This is a genomic window from Pseudooceanicola pacificus (assembly GCF_009789075.1).
Taxonomy (GTDB): Bacteria; Pseudomonadota; Alphaproteobacteria; order Rhodobacterales; family Rhodobacteraceae; genus Pseudooceanicola; species Pseudooceanicola pacificus.
Genome location: NZ_WNXQ01000015.1, coordinates 14,770 through 30,192, shown reverse-complemented (window position 1 = coordinate 30,192; position 15,423 = coordinate 14,770). Strand labels below are relative to the sequence as shown.

The window sequence follows — 15,423 nt, the reverse complement described above, 5'->3', positions numbered from 1 at the left end:
GCGCGTTACATGCGACGTCAAGGTTGATGCACTTGCATGCACATGATAGGTGCTGGATATGAACGAGATTGACCATGCTACTGAGGCCGCCTGGACAGCCCTCATGACTAAAAGCCGCGTTTTGCTTGAGGCTGTCGAATCGTCTCTGAAATCGGCAGGATACCCGCCACTTGCATGGTATGACGCGCTTCTCGAACTCGAGAAGGCAGGCCCGGACGGACTCCGTCCATTCGAACTCAAAGACCGGATATTGTTACCCCAATACGGTACATCGCGGTTGCTGGACCGCATGGTGAAAGCAGGGCTGGTGGACCGACGGGACTGCTCGGAAGATGGGCGAGGTCAAAACATTTCTATCTCTGAAAAGGGTAAATCTGTCAGGAGGGCGATGTGGCCGATCTATGAACGGGTTCTGTCGGAAAGGATCGGCGCAAAGCTGAAACCCAAAGACGCCGCTCAATTGGCCACGCTACTCTCAAGGCTCTGAAGTCTCGGTCGACTGACGCGAAACCTGTCTGTGACTTTCCACGCTAAGTGGCCTTGATTTTTTTCACGTTAATTGGCCGACAGTTGCCTATGTCGGTGTGCGAAGGGTATTTCGGGCTGTTTCGACGTCCTTTCGCATCCAACAGACTTCTGCGTGATCGTTGATACATCCCATGGCCGGCATGAATGCATATACGGTGGTCGGTCCCACGAATTTGAAGCCAAGCTTTCGTAGGTCTTTGGAAAGGGTCTCGGACGCTGTTGATTTGGACCGCATTTGTGGCAGTGCGTCGTCCTTGGCAGGTTCATATAGCCAGATGAATGCGGCGAAGGAGCCTTCCTCTTGGACGACCTCGAAAGTACGGCGAGCGTTGTTGATCACGGCTTCGATCTTGCCTCGATAGCGAACAATTCCTTCATCGGCAAGTAGGCGCTCAATGTCGTTGTCGTCAAAGTTCGCAACTCCCCGAAAGTCGAACCCGGCGAAGGCAGCACGAAAGTTCTCGCGCTTGGCCAGAATGGTGCGCCAGCTCAGCCCTGACTGGAAACTCCGGTGTGACGGCAGCCCATCGGCACCGTGGGCGTCCATCCGTTCCAATTACGGTTGCAGCATCAGGCCGCTGCCGCATAAACTTGAACAGAAACCGAACCAGATCCTCCGTTACGATACAGTCTCAGCTCTCCGAAAAACCCTGACGACGGACAATCGGCGACCGCACTGCTAAAGGCTAACATTACCGCTTGGCAGGTCTGAACCTGCTGGCGGCGATCTGGATACCGCGCGCGCCTACGGGAAACGGTTGGCCGAGGTCGCGAGCCGCTGGAACAGCTGATCCAGCTGTCTGAATAATCGGTCCGGCCGCCCGGATCGGATGTGCAGCGGCCGGGTTGCGCTCAGTCCGCGACCCCCGCCCGCCCGATCAGCGCCATGAGCGTTCCGGTCATCGTTGCGACGAGCTTTTCATCCTGGCCCTTCACGGCATAGGCACGCGCCTCGCATATGGTCAGCGTCCTGCCTGGTTTCACCACGTCAGCGACGAAGCGAAACCGTTCGCCGTCCGCCGGGTTGAGCAGGTTGATCTTGAATTCGGCCGTCAACACTGCCGCGTCCGCTGACATCAGCGAAAAGGCCGCGTATCCGCAGGCGCTGTCCAGCGCTGTCGACACGATTCCGGCATGCAAAAACCCATGCTGCTGGGTCAGGGCATCCTCATGTGCCATCTCCAGAACAATGCGACCGGGCGATAGCTCGGCAATGCTGATCCCCAACGTGTTCATCACCTCCTGGCGATCGAAACTGTTGCGCACGCGTGCGTCATAGTCGGGGTTTTTCGGTTTGAATTGTGTCATGGCGGGTCTTCCTCTTCGATTTCATTCGTCAATGACCAATCTTAGGCGGTCTTTGGGGCGCGTATCTTGTAGCAAAAGGTCAAAACGACGCGGTATAGACAGAGCGCGCAACGCGCCGGGCGGTTTGCCGGCGAAGATCCGGCAAGCGGCGGACAAGTGAGATTGATCGTAATATCCGGCGTCCAGCGCTAGATCGCTCAGCGGCAGGGTCTTGACGCAAGCTGCCCGAGAGCCCGGCGAAAGCGTCGCAAGGTCGCTAGCCGCGACACGCCGGTTTCCGCCCGCACCTTTCGACGTTTGGTCCGGTGGCTGTAAGCTCCGGGTGGTGCGGCAAAGCGCAGGTCTCTCGCAAGGCCGTCAAGCACCGCGATGAGCGCAGGCAGGTCATCGTCCCCGGTCTGAACCCTGGCCAGTTCAGAGGCCAGCATGTCCAGCCCTTTGGAGTCGGGAAATCGCTGCGGTCGTGACGACAGTCGCAGCCCGGCCACGACACCCAGGAATGGCCTTGGGCGGGGCGAACAATAGGGGCGCGGTTCTGCCAGCGATACGCGCCCGCCGCCGCTGTCGTCGCGCGTTACCGAAAGGGTAAAGAGGTCGGTTGCGAACCGCCCGCGTCCACCACCGCTCAGCACACCGGTATCGCGGAACACGAACAAATGGTCGATCTGTTTAGCCGCTTCCTCAGGCGGCGCCAGTTCGAGATAAAGCGGCGGCGCCATCAGGTTACTTGACGAAAGCATTCCGGTTTTCGGCGATGAAATCGGCAAACCGGCGGGCCGGGCGCTCCACCACCTCGCTGACCGTGGTCTCGATGCCGGCTAGGTAGCCCCTGGGCGCGATAGAGGCCAGTTCGACCATGGCCCCGGCGACCTCGTCCTGCATTCCGCCGGCCACCATGCCCGCCCTGGCATCCTCGGCCGACAGGGACACGCACGACACTGTTCGTCCCGTCACCCCGGACAGAAGGGCCGCGATGTCATCCCCTGCAAGAGCTTCGGGCCCGGTCAGGCCAAGAACCTTGCCTTCGTACCCCGGAGCGGTCAGCGCCTCGGCGGCGACATCCGCGATGTCGCGGGCGTCGATCCAGGCCACGGGGCCGCCCAGATCGTCATAGTACACGGCGTCCTTTGCAATGTTGCCGGCCTGCCACAGCAGGTTCTGCATGAAATAGGTCGGCTGGACAAAGGTCCAGTCAAGGCCGCTTTGCTTCAGCAGTTCCTGGGTTTCCGAATGCCATTTGCCAAAGGTCAGCCCCGCCTTGGGCGACGCGCCAAGCCCCGTGGCCAAAACGATATGGCGCACGCCCGCGGACTTGGCCGCCTCGATCACGTTCGCCTTCCACTGGCGCATGTTCAGATGGGCAGGCGTGACCAGGTATATCTTTTCTGCCCCGTCACAGGCCCGCGCCAGCGCGGCAGGGTCGGTGAAATCCGCGACGACCGCCTCGCATCCTTTGGCCTTTAGCGCGTCTAACTTTGAGAGGTCGCTGGTGACAGCGCGCACGGTCGCGCCTTTTGCCAGAAGCGTGTCGACGAGGGGCGCACCAGTCGTGCCCGTGGCTCCGAAAACAGTGATCATGACTTTTCCTTTTGCAGGTCTGCGATGGGCTGAATGGTTTCCGGGTTGCTGATCGACGACAGATCGCCTGGATCTTCACCGAGAAAGGCGGCGCGCACGACACGGCGCATGGTTTTCATGCTGCGGGTCTTGGGCAGCGCTTCGACAAAGTGGATCTCGCGCGGGCGGAAGGGTTTCGAGACGATCTCCCCGACACGATCCTTGAGCCGGTTCACGAGCTCCGCGCCCGGCGACACATTTGGTGCCGCCACGCAGACGCAGACGACAGCCACGCCCTTGATGTCATCAGGTGCCGCGATGGCCGCGGCGTCCACCACCTCTCCGGTTTCGGTCAGGGCCGCCTCGATCTCGGGCGGGCCGATGCGTTTGCCGGCGATGTTCAGCGTGTCGTCCGACCGGCCCAGGATATACCATGTCCCGTCCGGATCGCAGCGCACCCAGTCGCCGTGCCGCCAGAGGCCGGGGAAGGTGGACCAGTAGGTGTCAAGGTAGCGATCGCGGTCCCCCCTGATGGCCGGGGTCAGACCCAGAGGCGGCTGGGTCACGACCAGTTCGCCGACCTCGCCCGGTGCGGCTTCGCTGCCGTCCTGGCGCAGAACCTTGGCCCCGACACCCAGGGCCTGGGCCGAAAATCCGCCGGGCTTGAGCTCGTGCAGCACGGTCGAGGTCAGGATCGCGCCAAAAAGCTCGGTCCCGCCCGAGATGTTCAGCGGCACGGCGCGGCGGCGACAGATATGATCGAGCTGCCAGAGCCAGGCATCCTCGGTCCAGGGCTCGCCGGTCGAGGCGACGATGCGCAGGGACGACAAGTCGTAGCCCGACAAAGATTCAGTATCCTGCGTCATGAACTGCCGTACCAGGGTCGGGGCCACGCCGAGATGCGTGACCTCCATCTCGGACGCAAGACGCAGCAGCCTGAAGGGATCGCCGGGCATTGATGGTGCGCCCTCGGCCAGCACCAGAGTCGAACCGGACAAGAGCACCGATAAAAGGGTGAGCGGTCCCATGACCCACCCCATGTCGGTCATCCAGAGGTGCCGGTCATCCCGTTTCATGTCGAGGCAAAGCAGGAAATCGGCCGTGGCCTTGGCCTGCACGCCCAAATGGGTATGCACGACACCCTTGGGCCGCCCGGTGGTGCCCGATGTATAGGCGATGAGAAAGGTGTCATCGGCACTGACGGGAACGGCGGCAAACTCCGGACTGGCGCGGCCCACTGTTTCGGTCCAGTCCAGATCGCGGGCCGGATCGGCCACCGCATCGCCGAACCGTCGCAGGCTGATCACGGTATGAACCGATGGTACGTCGGTCAAAGCCTGGGCAAGGGTCGCTTCCATCCAGACCGGCTTGCCTCGCCGGGGTGTGGCATCCGCCGTCAACACCGCCACGGCATCCGCGTCGTTCAGGCGCGATACGATGGCATGGGGCGCAAAACCGGAAAACAGCGGCACCGCAACCGCGCCCAGCCGGGCAATACCCAGAAGCGCGGCCTCGATTTCGGGGATCATCGGCATATAGATGCCCACCGCCTGACCGGGCCTTACACCGCGCGTGGCAAGGGCCGAGGCGACGCGGGAGGCTTCGGCGGTAAGGTCGGAATAGGTCCAGCGGCGGCGGCTTCCGTCTTCGCCGACCCAGTCGATTGCGACCTTGTCGCCCAAGCCATCGGCAATTCGGGCGTCAAGACAGGTTTCCGTCAGATTCAAAGTACTCCCGACGGCCCACCGGATCGATTCGGGCCCTTCGGAGATATCTCGCAACCGGCTGTAGGGCCGCGCGAACCGTATCCCGGCATGGTCAATGATCTGGCCCCAGAACCAGTCTGGGTCTTCATTCGAACGGCGGACGAGTTCCTCGTAACTGTCAATGCCGCAGCCCCTCAGAAATGCGGTCAGCGTGCTTGTCCGCTGGATGTCAGAGCCTGGCTGAAACATTCGCAACCTTTCTAGAATGAAAAAGGGCCGCACATAAGGCGCGGCCAGTCGGGGAGGTAACTCTTGGCACGGTATGGCAGCAGCGCCTTGAGTCCGGCGCTGCTGCCAGCGTTTTAACCGTGCATGGACAGGCCGCCCGAAACCGAAATCACCTGGCCGGTAATGAACCCTGCGTCGTCCGACGACAGGAAGCAGATGATGCCAGGGTAATCCGTCGGCTGCGCAAGACGCTTCATCGGAATCGCCCGCTTGAGACCTTCGGCGATCTTTTGACCGGCCTCGCCCTCGGCAACCTGAGCGAACAGCGGCGTATCGGTCGGGCCGGGGGCGACCGCATTCAATTGAATACCTTTACGCGCCAGTTCGCGCGCTACGGTTTTGGTGAACGAGATGATGCCACCCTTGCAGGCCGAATACACGGCTTCGCCGGATGATCCGACGCGTCCGGCGTCGGACGCGATGTTGACCACACGGCCGCCGCCGTTCTTGACCATGCCCGGAAGCACCGCGTGATGCATATTCAGCGGACCGTAAAGATTTATGTCGATGACCTTTTTCCAAAGGTCGGGATCGGTGTCGAGGAACGGTTTGATCACGTCCCAGCCGGCATTGTTCACCAGCACATCGACCGGACCCCCGGCCTCGAACTCGGCTACAGCCTTGTCGACCTGGGCACGGTCGGTGATGTCCACCTTGAAGGCCTGCGCCTTGCCGCCGGCCTCGGTGATCAGGCGAACCGTTTCCTTCGCCCCGTCTTCGCTCATGTCAAAGATCGCAATCTCGGCACCTTCTTCGCCGAACCGTTCGCACACCGCGCGCCCGATGCCGCTGCCGCCGCCGGTCACGATCACGCGTTTTCCACTCAACCCTCGCATATGGAGGTCCTCCTCTTCCGCTATCATCTTGGCAAAGAACTTGATTCGGAACGTTCCTTCCATTATTCTAACATTTGTTAGATTTAATGCAATGGACAGTCTCGTGTCCCGCAAGTATCGAAATGGAATGGTACACAAGACTGACCCACCCAGGACACTGAGCGAAGACTTGAGCAAGTCTGAGAGGACACGTGAGGGTATCCTTTCGGCGGCTGCGCGACTTTTTCGGTATGAAGGCTATCACGCAACGACTATGCGCGACATCGCGCAGGAAGCTGGCATTGAGGCCGGCAGCATTTATTATCATTTTCAATCCAAGGACCAGATTCTGAGCGATGTTCTCGATCTTGGCGTCCGTCAACTATATCAGGCGGTCAGTGAAATCGTTCGGTCGGCACCGATAAGTTCGGAGGATTTTCGCAAGACTTTCAGACTGCTGATTGAAACACACCTTACCTACCTATTGACCGACAGCGACTTCACGTCAGCCAATATTCGGAACTATCCGATGTTGTCGGACGAAACACGCGCCCCGCATCGCGAATTGCGTGCATCATATGCAGGGGCTTGGGGCAAATTCCTGAATGACGCCAAACGCGCCGGCCACCTTCGAAGCGACATATCCACTGCTGTGATCCGCCAGTTCATCCTGAGTGCCATGAACTGGACCGTAGAATGGTACGATGTCGACAAGTATCCGGTGCGCATCCTCGCGGAACGAATGAGTAAGCTGATACTTGACGGAATGTGTCCACATCGCAAGGCGGGTACCGGAGGCTTGAAGCTGTGCCCCGCCACTCCCGCCAAAACCCCGGATCCCGACGGCAAGGCGGCTAAGACCCGTGCAGAAATTCTAAAGGCCGCAGCGCGCGTTCTGAGGGACAATGGCTACAAGGCGACCACGCTGAGAAAGATCGCGGAAGAAGCGGACATGAAAGCGGGAAGCGTCTATTACCATTTCAACTCCAAGGAAGCGATCGTTGACGAAGTTCTAAACGCCGGACTGAGGGACTTGCTAGCAGGTGTCGAAGCCGCCGTTCGGAAATTCGATGCCCCGTACGATCATCACGCCAGGATAGCGACTGCAATCTGGGCGCACCTGGATTTCCTCTTCAAGGCAAGCGAATTCACCTCGGCGAATATCAGAAGCTATGGAATGCTCCCCAATCATTTCAGGGAGAGGCACAGGGGTATTCGCCATGAGTATGGAAAACTCTGGGATCGGATACTCCGTGACGCTCAGGACGACGGTGCCATACGGTCGGATATCAAGATCGTCCCCTTGCGCCAAGTGATGTTGGGTGCCTTAAACTGGACGGTGGAATGGTTCGACCCGAACAAGGCAGGAGTGGAAGGATATCTATCACTGCCTGAATTCTCCAGCATGCTCATCAATCTGCTATTGGAAGGCATTTGTAACCGGGAAGCGACCCCGTCCACAGGACAAGGTAGCCCTGAAAGCGGTTGCCCCGGTCAGACCAGAAGGAAGTGATACAGCCCTTCGGCAACCGCCTTTTCCCGATCCGTCTGCCAGCTGAGCACGCTGACGCTTGCCATCCGCTTGCCTTTGCGCGTGACGTTAGCGCGCGCAAAAAGCGGTCCCTTCACACCGGGTCTGAGGTAATCGACGGTCAGGTTGATCGGCTTGGCCGGAACGTCGGCGAAATCGGGCTGTACCGCGATGGCGGCAGTGGCCTCCATAAAACTCGCGATTATGCCGCCATGGTAGTACTCCATGATCGGGTTACCGATATGGCGGTCATCAAAGGTCATTTCCGCCTCAGCATGGAGACTGTCTAGACTTCTGACCTCAAAGTTGAGAAATCGGAAGAACGGCACCCGGGATACATTGGCATTGACAGTTTGCACGTCCATCACGAGGTTTTTCCTTTTGTCATTGCGTCAAACAGGCTGGTTTCGCCGCGCGTCAATGCAAACGAGGCGGTTCCCCTGGCTATTTCAGCATCCTCATGGCCCGCGAACCAGACGCTACCGGAATTGAAGGCGATGTGGCGGGTCTTGCGAAAACAATGCGCTTGAACGATGACATCCGCGCGCGAACGGGCCGGGCGCAGGTAATCAACTCTGAGGTCAAGAGTGGCCATGGTACTGACGCCTTCGATGGCAACAAAGTTCGCCAGTCCAAAGACACTGTCCAGAAGTGCCGTCAGGATACCACCGTGGAGCAGCGATTGTTCCGCATCGACGCAAAAGTCCGGATTGAACGGCATCCGAACCCGAACACCTTCCGTCGAGACCTCTTCGATCTCAAGCGCCATATGCGTTATCAGACCCTTGCCGCGCGCATTCCACATCTGCGCGATTTGCTCCATCTTCTTTTGGGTGATGTCTGACATGCGATCTTTCCTTTAACGCCCCGTGAAATTGGGTTTTCGTTTTTCGACGAACGCAGCAACCGCCTCGTGGTGGTCTTCGGTCTGATGCATGAGCGCCTGATAGGCCGCTGCGGAATTCAGGAAATCCGGCAGGTCCATCCGTTCGGCATTGCGCATCAGACGCTTGGCGACCCGCACCGCGCGCGGCGGTTTCGCGGCGATGACAGCGGCCCGTTCACGGGCCCGTTCCATCAATTTTTCATGAGGCACAAGTTCAAGCACCATACCAAGCTCCAGCGCTTCCTTGGCCTCGACCATGCGCCCCGAGAAGGTCAGATCGGCGGCCTTCTGGTGGCCCAGACGACGCAACAGGAACCAGCTGCCCGCATCGCCCGGAATGATTCCGAGATTCAGAAACACCTCGCCGAACCTTGCTTTTTCTGACGCGATGCGCATGTCGCACATCATGGTCAGGTCGCACCCCGCGCCCACCGCCGGGCCGTTGACTGCGGCGATCGTCGGAATATCCATGTTGTAGAGCGCAAGCGGCAGCCGCTGCACCCCATCAACATAGCTCTGCGCCGCCGCCAGCGGCTCCTTGCGGAACACGCTGTCGGGATCGTTCATCTCCTTGATGTCCCCGCCTGCACAAAAGGCCGGGTCGGCCCCGGTCAGGATCATCGCGCTGACCTGAGGATCGGCCTGCACCTTGGCGAAGGTCTCCAGAAGGGCAGCGATCATGTCGTTGCCGGTGACCGGGTTGCGCCGCTCGGGGTCGTTCAGCGTAACCGTAGCGATCCTGTCGGAAATCTCCAGAAGGACGGGCTGTTTATTCATTCTTGCCATCTCCCCGTTCGCGTTTCTCGAACATCGCGGGGTTGATCATGTCCCGCGCGTCATGACCCATATGCAAGGTCTCACCGCCGTCTACATAAATGTCTTCTCCGGTGATGAAACCGCCAAGTTTCGAGGCCAGGAAAATGATCGTGCCTGCGATGTCCTCGGCCGCCCCCATCCGGTTTAGCACCGAGCGGTTCAGCTTTTTCCACTGTTCCGGCGGAATCGGATAGCGGCCAAGCGCATCGGTCTTGATCGTGCCCGGCGCGACACAGTTCAGCCGGATGCCGTACTCGCCCCATTCGGCGGCCAGCGTTTTCATCATGCCCGTCACACCGGCGCGGGCGGCGACGGTGTGTGTAAAGCCGGTAAGCGCGGTGCGCGCCGAGATGGCGGTGACAAACACAACCGATCCACCATTGTCGTACATGAAGTGATCCGCCGCTGCCCGGGTCATCTGCCAAGATCCGATCAGGTTGTTGCGGATCACGGCTTCGAAGCCCTTGTTGGTGATATCGCGGGCGGCCGCGATATACTGGCCGCCGGCATTGTTCACCAAGACATCCAACTGCCCGTAGTGGTCCTTGATGCGTCCCATCGCGGTTTCGATACTGTCCTCGTCGCGGGTATCTCCGGGCACGACAAAGGCCTCGCCCCCCGCCGACCGGATCATCTCGGCGGTCTCCTCCAGCGGCTCTTCCCGGCGCGCGAACAGCGCAAGCCTGGCCCCGCAAGAGGCCATTTCGATCGCCGTCGCCCGGCCCATTCCAGATCCAGACCCCGTGACCAGGGCAACCTGGCCCGCCATGAGATCCGACGCGTAACGCCTTGATTTCGCTTCGCTCATGTTCCGCCCCCTTAGTTCTTCAGCAATTCGCCGGAGATGATGAGTTTGCGAACCTCCTGGGTGCCCGCGCCGACCTCAAGCACGCGACCGGTTCGGTACAGCCGGTTCACTTCGGTATCACGCATGTAGCCTGAGCCGCCGTGAATCTGGACAGCTTTGTCCAGCACGAAGGATGTCGCCTCAGCGGCCTTGTAGATCGCCGCAGCGGTGAGCTTGTGGATTTCGCCGCGCCCGCCTGCGCCCTCTTCGAGGCCCTCACACATGGCTGCGGTGCGCAAGGACAGGCTGCGCGCGGCCTCGATCTGCGTATACATGTCGGCCAGCATCGCCTGAACCATCTGAAAACTGGCGATCGGTTTGCCGAATTGCTGGCGTGTCTTGGCGTAGTCGATGGAAATATCCAATGCCCGCTGAGCAATACCCAAGGCGTTGAAACAGACGATGGCCCGTTCCAGATCAAGCCCGGACATCGTCACGGCAACGCCGCCATCAAGTTTGCCGACCATGTTTTTTGCGGGCACCCGGCAGTCCTCGAACACCAGTTCGCCGGTGGGCGAGCCACGGAAACCCATCTTGTTGAGCTTCTGCGCCACCTTGAAACCGGGCGTGTCGGTTTCCACGATAAAGGCGGAAATGCCCTTGGCCCCTTTTTCGGGCGATGTTTTGGCATAGACCAGCACCAGATCGGCAATCGGCCCATTGGTGATATAGATCTTGGCGCCGTTCAGGATGTAGTCGTCGCCATCCTTTTTGGCCGTGGTCCGCATCGAGCCAAGCGCATCGGATCCCGCGCCGGGTTCGGTCAGACCCAGGGCGCCGATCAGCGTGCCGTTGCAAAGCCCCGGCAGGTATTTTCGGCGCAGATCGTCATTGGCGTTGCGATAGATGTTGTTGACGCACAAATTGTCATGCGCCACATGAGTCAGCCCAATCGCGGCAGAGGCCCGCGACAGCTGTTCGGTGATGATGCAGGCCGAGGTGAAATCCAAACCAGCGCCACCGAATTCCGGCGGCACGTTCAGTCCCAGGTAGCCCATTTCGCCCAGCTTGGGGAAAACCGAAGACGGCAGGTCATCAGTATCGTCCATTTCCGCATTCAGATGGTGGAATTCGGACATGAAGAACTTGCCGGCCTGATCGGCCAGGGCCTGCTGTTCGTCCGTCATGAAATGTGTTGGCAGAGCGGTGTCGTTGCGCAGTTGCTTGTTCATTGTCTCGTCCCCCTCAGGCGCGCAAAAGTTCTTCGGCAATGATGATCTTGCGGACTTCGCTTGTTCCCGCGCCGATCTCCAACAATTTGTTGGCGCGGAACAGCCGGTTGATCTCGGTGTCCTGCATGTAGCCAGAGCCACCATGAATATGACAGGCTTCGGTCACCGCCTTGTTGAATGCCTCGCCTGCGTAAAGACAGGCCGCCGCGGTCAGTTTGTGGATTTCGCCACGGCCCCCGGCCCCTTTTGGTAGGCCCGTACAGGCGGCCAGTGCCCGATAACCGAATGCGCGCGCGGTTTCGACCTCGGTGTAGATCTCGGCCAGTTTCGACTGCATCATCTGGAAACTTGCAATCGGTTTGCCGAATTGTTCGCGAATCTTGGCGTATTCCAGCCCTAGTTCCAGGGCGCGTTCGGCCATGCCAACGCAGACTGAGGCAACCATAGCACGCTCCAGATCCAACCCGCTCATTACCACCGAAACGCCGGTGTTTTCCGGTCCAACCATGGCGGATGCGGGTACGCGGCAATCCTCAAACACCAGTTCTCCGGTTGGCGAGCCGCGAAAGCCCATCTTGTCAAGCTTTTGCGCCACCTTGAAACCGGGATTGTCCGTCTCGATGATGAAAGCAGAAATGCCCTTGGCGCCCTTCGACTTGTCGGTTTTGGCATAAAGCAGGATCACATCGGCAATGGGGCCGTTGGTGATGTAAATCTTCGAGCCGTTGATGACATAATCATCACCGTCGCGGCGGGCAGTTGTGGCCATGGATCCGAGCGCATCGGATCCCGCACCCGGTTCGGTCAGGCCCAAAGCACCAACCAGCTCGCCCGAGCAAAGGCCCGGCACGTATTTCTTCACATGCTCTTCGGATCCATTGCGCAGCAGGTTATTCAGGCACAGGTTGTCATGCGCCCCGTGTGAGAGGCCCACAGCCGGATTCCACTTCGAAATCACCTCGGACACCAGCGCCTGGGTGAACTCGTTCTGTCCCGATCCGCCATGCTCTTCGGGTGCGGTAATCCCCAGCAGGCCCAGCTCGCCCATCTGCTTGAACAGATCATCGGGCCACCATTCCTCGTCATCCATACGCGCTTGCAGTGGGTGTAGCACCTCGCGCGACACCCGATCCACGTGATCGACGATCTGGCGTTGCTCATCAGTCAAAGAATAGTTCGCCCTGATGGCTTCCAGATCAGCCGAGATGGCCTCACTTTGAGTGGTCATATCATCCTCCCGAAAAATGTCGTCCGCCGTGTTGACCAAAATCAAACATATGTTAGAAAATAGATCAAGCCAAGCTTTTGACGACCTGACGTAAGAAAGCGCGGTGTCCTGAATACAGGGGGGGAGCTTCGGAAATGACTGAGAGCGTTGTTCAATCGCAGGCGCTCGGCAAAGAAGTGCGTATCACGATTCGACGTCCTGACAATCGAAATGCCCTCAACCGTGAGGTCGCAGACGGGATCATGGCCGCCATATGTGCTGCCGAGAGGGACAGCGATTGCCGCGTGATCGTTCTGACCGGCGAGGGCGAGCGCGCCTTCTGTGCCGGGGGCGACATCAAGGCGGGGGCGGATGGCGGCCCGTTTGTTCAGGATCCGGCGGACCCGGATCATTTTGCCGGAAGGTTGTTCGAGACGATACAGGCGTGCCGAAAGCCAACGATCGCGCGCATCAATGGTGTCGCGATGGGGGCAGGAGCGGGCATCATCTGTGCCTGCGATCTGGCTGTGATGGCGGATCATGCCCGCATCGGAACGCCGGAAGTGAAGGTGGGTCTGTTTCCTATGACGATCGTGCCACCCATGATGCGCGTGCTGCCCCGGCGGAGGCTGATGGAGATGTTCATCACCGGCGTTCCTCTGACGGCCGAGGAAGCCCTGCAGTTCAATCTGGTCAACTATGTGACCGATGCCGCGGGGCTGGACGACAAGGTTGCAGAACTGGTTGCCCAGATCGCCGCGCAGTCGCCGAGCGCGATCCGGCTGGGAAAATACGCCTGTCACGCGATGGAGGACATGACCTATCCGCAGCAGATGCGGTTTGCAGAAACACTGTTACCGCGTGTGGCGCAGACCGAAGACGCGCGCGAAGGCTTTGATGCCTTTATTGAGAAGCGCAAACCCGAATGGACGGGCCGCTGATCAAACGGGGAGGAGAGGAATATGTCGGAACGAAAGCTGCGCATCGGATGCGCGTCGGGCTTCTGGGGCGATACGCCGGAAGCGATCGGTCAACTGGTCTCAAAGGGCGAGATCGACTATCTGGTGTTTGACTATCTGGCAGAGGTGACAATGTCGCTGATGGCGCGGGCCCGCGCCAAAGCGCCCGAGTCGGGCTATGCGCCGGACTTCGTCAAGGCGCTGGCACCCTGGTTGTCGGATATCAAGGCAAAAGGGATCAAGGTCGTTGCCAATGCAGGGGGCGTGAACCCGCGTGGCTGCAGCGATGCGCTTGCCAAAGCCGCCGCCCAGGCCGGGATCGATCTGTCCATCGGAGTCGTGCTAGGCGATGACCTGTTGCCCAGGGCCGATGAAATTCGCAAAAACGGTCAGACGGAAATGTTCTCGGGTGTCGCATTTCCAGATGATATCTGGAGCATGAATGCCTATCTGGGTGCCCGCCCCATCGCTGCCGCGCTGGATGCCGGGGCCGACATCGTGATCACCGGACGCTGCGCCGACAGCGCGGTCGCGCTTGGTCCCCTGATGCATGAATACGGTTGGGGCGACGATGACTGGGACAAGCTCAGCCAGGGATCGCTGGCCGGCCACCTGATCGAATGCGGCCCCCAGGGAACCGGCGGCAACTTCACCGACTGGCAGGACGTGCCGGGTTGGGACAATATGGGCATGCCCATCGTCGAGGTGTCCGAAGACGGCAGTTTCATCATGACCAAGACGCCTGACACCGGCGGGCTGGTCGTGCCCGGGTCAGTCGGAGAGCAGATGCTCTATGAAATCGGGGACCCGCGCGCCTACCTGTTGCCCGACGTGATCTGCGACTGGTCCGGGGTCACCCTGGAACAGGTCGGACCCGACCGGGTGCTGGTCAAGGGCGGCCGGGGGCTTGGGCGCACCGACAGCTACAAGGTGTCGGCGACCCATGCCGATGGCTGGCGCGCGGTCTCTACCCTGACACTGGCCGCGATTGACGCACCCGCCAAGGCCGAACGTGTGGCCGAGGCGATCCTGACCCGCTGTCGCCGGATTTTCCGCGACCGCAACATGGGAGATTTCCGGCAGGTCAGCGTCGAGGTGCTGGGGGCCGAGGCGGCCTATGGCGCAAATGCGCGCGCCCGGACCCGCGAGGTGGTGCTCAAGATCGGCGCGGTCCATGACGATCGCGCCGCGCTGAACATCTTTGCCGGCGAAATCGCACCGATGGCGATTTCGACCGCGCAGGGTCTGACCGGGTTCTTCGCCGGACGGCCAAAGGTGCAGCCGGTGGTCCGTCTATTTTCCTTCCTTCAGAGCAAGGCCGAGACCCCCGTCGCGGTCGAGGTCGACGGCAAGGATGTGCCCGTGAGCGTGGCCGCCACGCCAGTCCACCTTGATCCGCCTGCCGCACCGCCCGCAGATAGCCGCGAGCCCGGTCCGGACGTTGTCAAGGTCCGCCTCGTCGATCTGGCCTGGGGCCGCTCGGGCGACAAGGGGGACATCGCCAATATCGGCATCCTCGCGCGCAAGCCGGACTACCTGCCATATATCCGCTCGGCTCTCAGCGAAGAGGTGGTGAAGGACTATTTCGCCCATGTCTGCGACGGCAGGGTAGAACGGTTCGACCTGCCCGGAAGCCATTCGCTGAATTTCCTGCTGCATGACTCGCTGGGCGGGGGGGGCATCGCTTCGGTCCGCATAGACCCGCAGGGCAAAGGGTTCGCGCAGATGCTGCTTGATATCGAAATTCCCGTGCCAGCCGATCTGGCCGCACGTGACGGACTGAATGCCGCGGCCCGGAACTAA

At 60.2% G+C, this 15,423-nt stretch carries 16 protein-coding genes; 4 read left to right on the top strand and 12 right to left on the bottom strand.

The genetic code is table 11. The features are described 5' to 3' along the window. Positions 1-58: 58 nt before the first annotated feature. The gene (locus GLS40_RS17275) at positions 59-487 is read left to right on the top strand and encodes a MarR family winged helix-turn-helix transcriptional regulator (protein WP_043753647.1); all 429 of its coding nucleotides are present in this window, start codon (positions 59-61) and stop codon (positions 485-487) included. An 87-nt stretch (positions 488-574) separates the two neighbouring features. Here the strand turns inward: GLS40_RS17275 and GLS40_RS17270 are convergent, their stop codons facing one another. From GLS40_RS17270 to GLS40_RS17245, 6 genes are all read right to left on the bottom strand, one after another. Beyond that, the gene (locus tag GLS40_RS17270) at positions 575-1,075 is read right to left on the bottom strand and encodes a DNA-3-methyladenine glycosylase I (RefSeq protein WP_081979686.1); all 501 of its coding nucleotides are present in this window, start codon (positions 1,073-1,075) and stop codon (positions 575-577) included. A 305-nt stretch (positions 1,076-1,380) separates the two neighbouring features. Then, positions 1,381-1,836, bottom strand: coding sequence for a PaaI family thioesterase (locus GLS40_RS17265; RefSeq protein ID WP_043753644.1), 456 nt, complete (start codon positions 1,834-1,836; stop codon positions 1,381-1,383). 197 nt (positions 1,837-2,033) lie between these two features. Next, on the bottom strand, positions 2,034-2,555 hold the full coding sequence (locus tag GLS40_RS17260; RefSeq protein WP_229737742.1) for a hypothetical protein: 522 nt from the start codon (positions 2,553-2,555) through the stop codon (positions 2,034-2,036). A gap of 4 nt (positions 2,556-2,559) precedes the next feature. Then, positions 2,560-3,414, bottom strand: a complete 855-nt coding sequence (locus GLS40_RS17255) for an SDR family oxidoreductase (RefSeq protein WP_043753641.1) — start codon at positions 3,412-3,414, stop codon at positions 2,560-2,562. Beyond that, positions 3,411-5,348 (bottom strand): AMP-binding protein, encoded by a 1,938-nt coding sequence (locus GLS40_RS17250; protein WP_043753639.1) that lies wholly within the window; start codon positions 5,346-5,348, stop codon positions 3,411-3,413. Before GLS40_RS17250 ends, GLS40_RS17255 begins: the two co-directional genes overlap by 4 nt. Before the next feature lie 113 nt (positions 5,349-5,461). Then, positions 5,462-6,223 carry a glucose 1-dehydrogenase gene (locus GLS40_RS17245; protein WP_027264415.1) on the bottom strand — a complete coding sequence of 254 codons (762 nt, stop codon included), beginning with the start codon at positions 6,221-6,223 and terminating at the stop codon, positions 5,462-5,464. Between the two features lie 169 nt (positions 6,224-6,392). Between GLS40_RS17245 and GLS40_RS17240 the strand changes: the two genes are divergently transcribed. Further along, on the top strand, positions 6,393-7,715 hold the full coding sequence (locus tag GLS40_RS17240; RefSeq protein WP_235905975.1) for a TetR/AcrR family transcriptional regulator: 1,323 nt from the start codon (positions 6,393-6,395) through the stop codon (positions 7,713-7,715). Here GLS40_RS17240 and GLS40_RS17235 read toward each other — a convergent pair. Genes GLS40_RS17235 through GLS40_RS17210 form a run of 6 tightly spaced genes read right to left on the bottom strand, consistent with a single transcriptional unit; the run spans position 7,697 to position 12,682 of the window. Next, positions 7,697-8,098 (bottom strand): PaaI family thioesterase, encoded by a 402-nt coding sequence (locus GLS40_RS17235; RefSeq protein WP_028093915.1) that lies wholly within the window; start codon positions 8,096-8,098, stop codon positions 7,697-7,699. The genes GLS40_RS17240 and GLS40_RS17235 overlap by 19 nt on opposite strands. Next, positions 8,098-8,580, bottom strand: coding sequence for a PaaI family thioesterase (locus GLS40_RS17230; RefSeq protein ID WP_027264417.1), 483 nt, complete (start codon positions 8,578-8,580; stop codon positions 8,098-8,100). The genes GLS40_RS17235 and GLS40_RS17230 overlap by 1 nt, the downstream gene beginning before the upstream one ends. A gap of 12 nt (positions 8,581-8,592) precedes the next feature. Then, positions 8,593-9,396 carry an enoyl-CoA hydratase-related protein gene (locus GLS40_RS17225; RefSeq protein ID WP_043753635.1) on the bottom strand — a complete coding sequence of 268 codons (804 nt, stop codon included), beginning with the start codon at positions 9,394-9,396 and terminating at the stop codon, positions 8,593-8,595. After that, entirely contained in the window at positions 9,389-10,204 is an 816-nt protein-coding gene (locus GLS40_RS17220; RefSeq protein ID WP_268892980.1) for an SDR family NAD(P)-dependent oxidoreductase, read from the bottom strand. Before GLS40_RS17220 ends, GLS40_RS17225 begins: the two co-directional genes overlap by 8 nt. Positions 10,205-10,254: 50 nt before the next feature. Further along, entirely contained in the window at positions 10,255-11,409 is a 1,155-nt protein-coding gene (locus GLS40_RS17215; protein ID WP_268892979.1) for an acyl-CoA dehydrogenase family protein, read from the bottom strand. Positions 11,410-11,467: 58 nt separating this feature from the next. Next, positions 11,468-12,682: an acyl-CoA dehydrogenase family protein gene (locus GLS40_RS17210; RefSeq protein ID WP_048534215.1), complete on the bottom strand. Its 1,215-nt coding sequence runs from the start codon at positions 12,680-12,682 to the stop codon at positions 11,468-11,470. 134 nt (positions 12,683-12,816) lie between these two features. Between GLS40_RS17210 and GLS40_RS17205 the strand changes: the two genes are divergently transcribed. After that, positions 12,817-13,602 carry an enoyl-CoA hydratase-related protein gene (locus tag GLS40_RS17205; protein ID WP_043753629.1) on the top strand — a complete coding sequence of 262 codons (786 nt, stop codon included), beginning with the start codon at positions 12,817-12,819 and terminating at the stop codon, positions 13,600-13,602. Between the two features lie 21 nt (positions 13,603-13,623). Continuing rightward, positions 13,624-15,423 (top strand): acyclic terpene utilization AtuA family protein, encoded by a 1,800-nt coding sequence (locus GLS40_RS17200; protein WP_043753627.1) that lies wholly within the window; start codon positions 13,624-13,626, stop codon positions 15,421-15,423.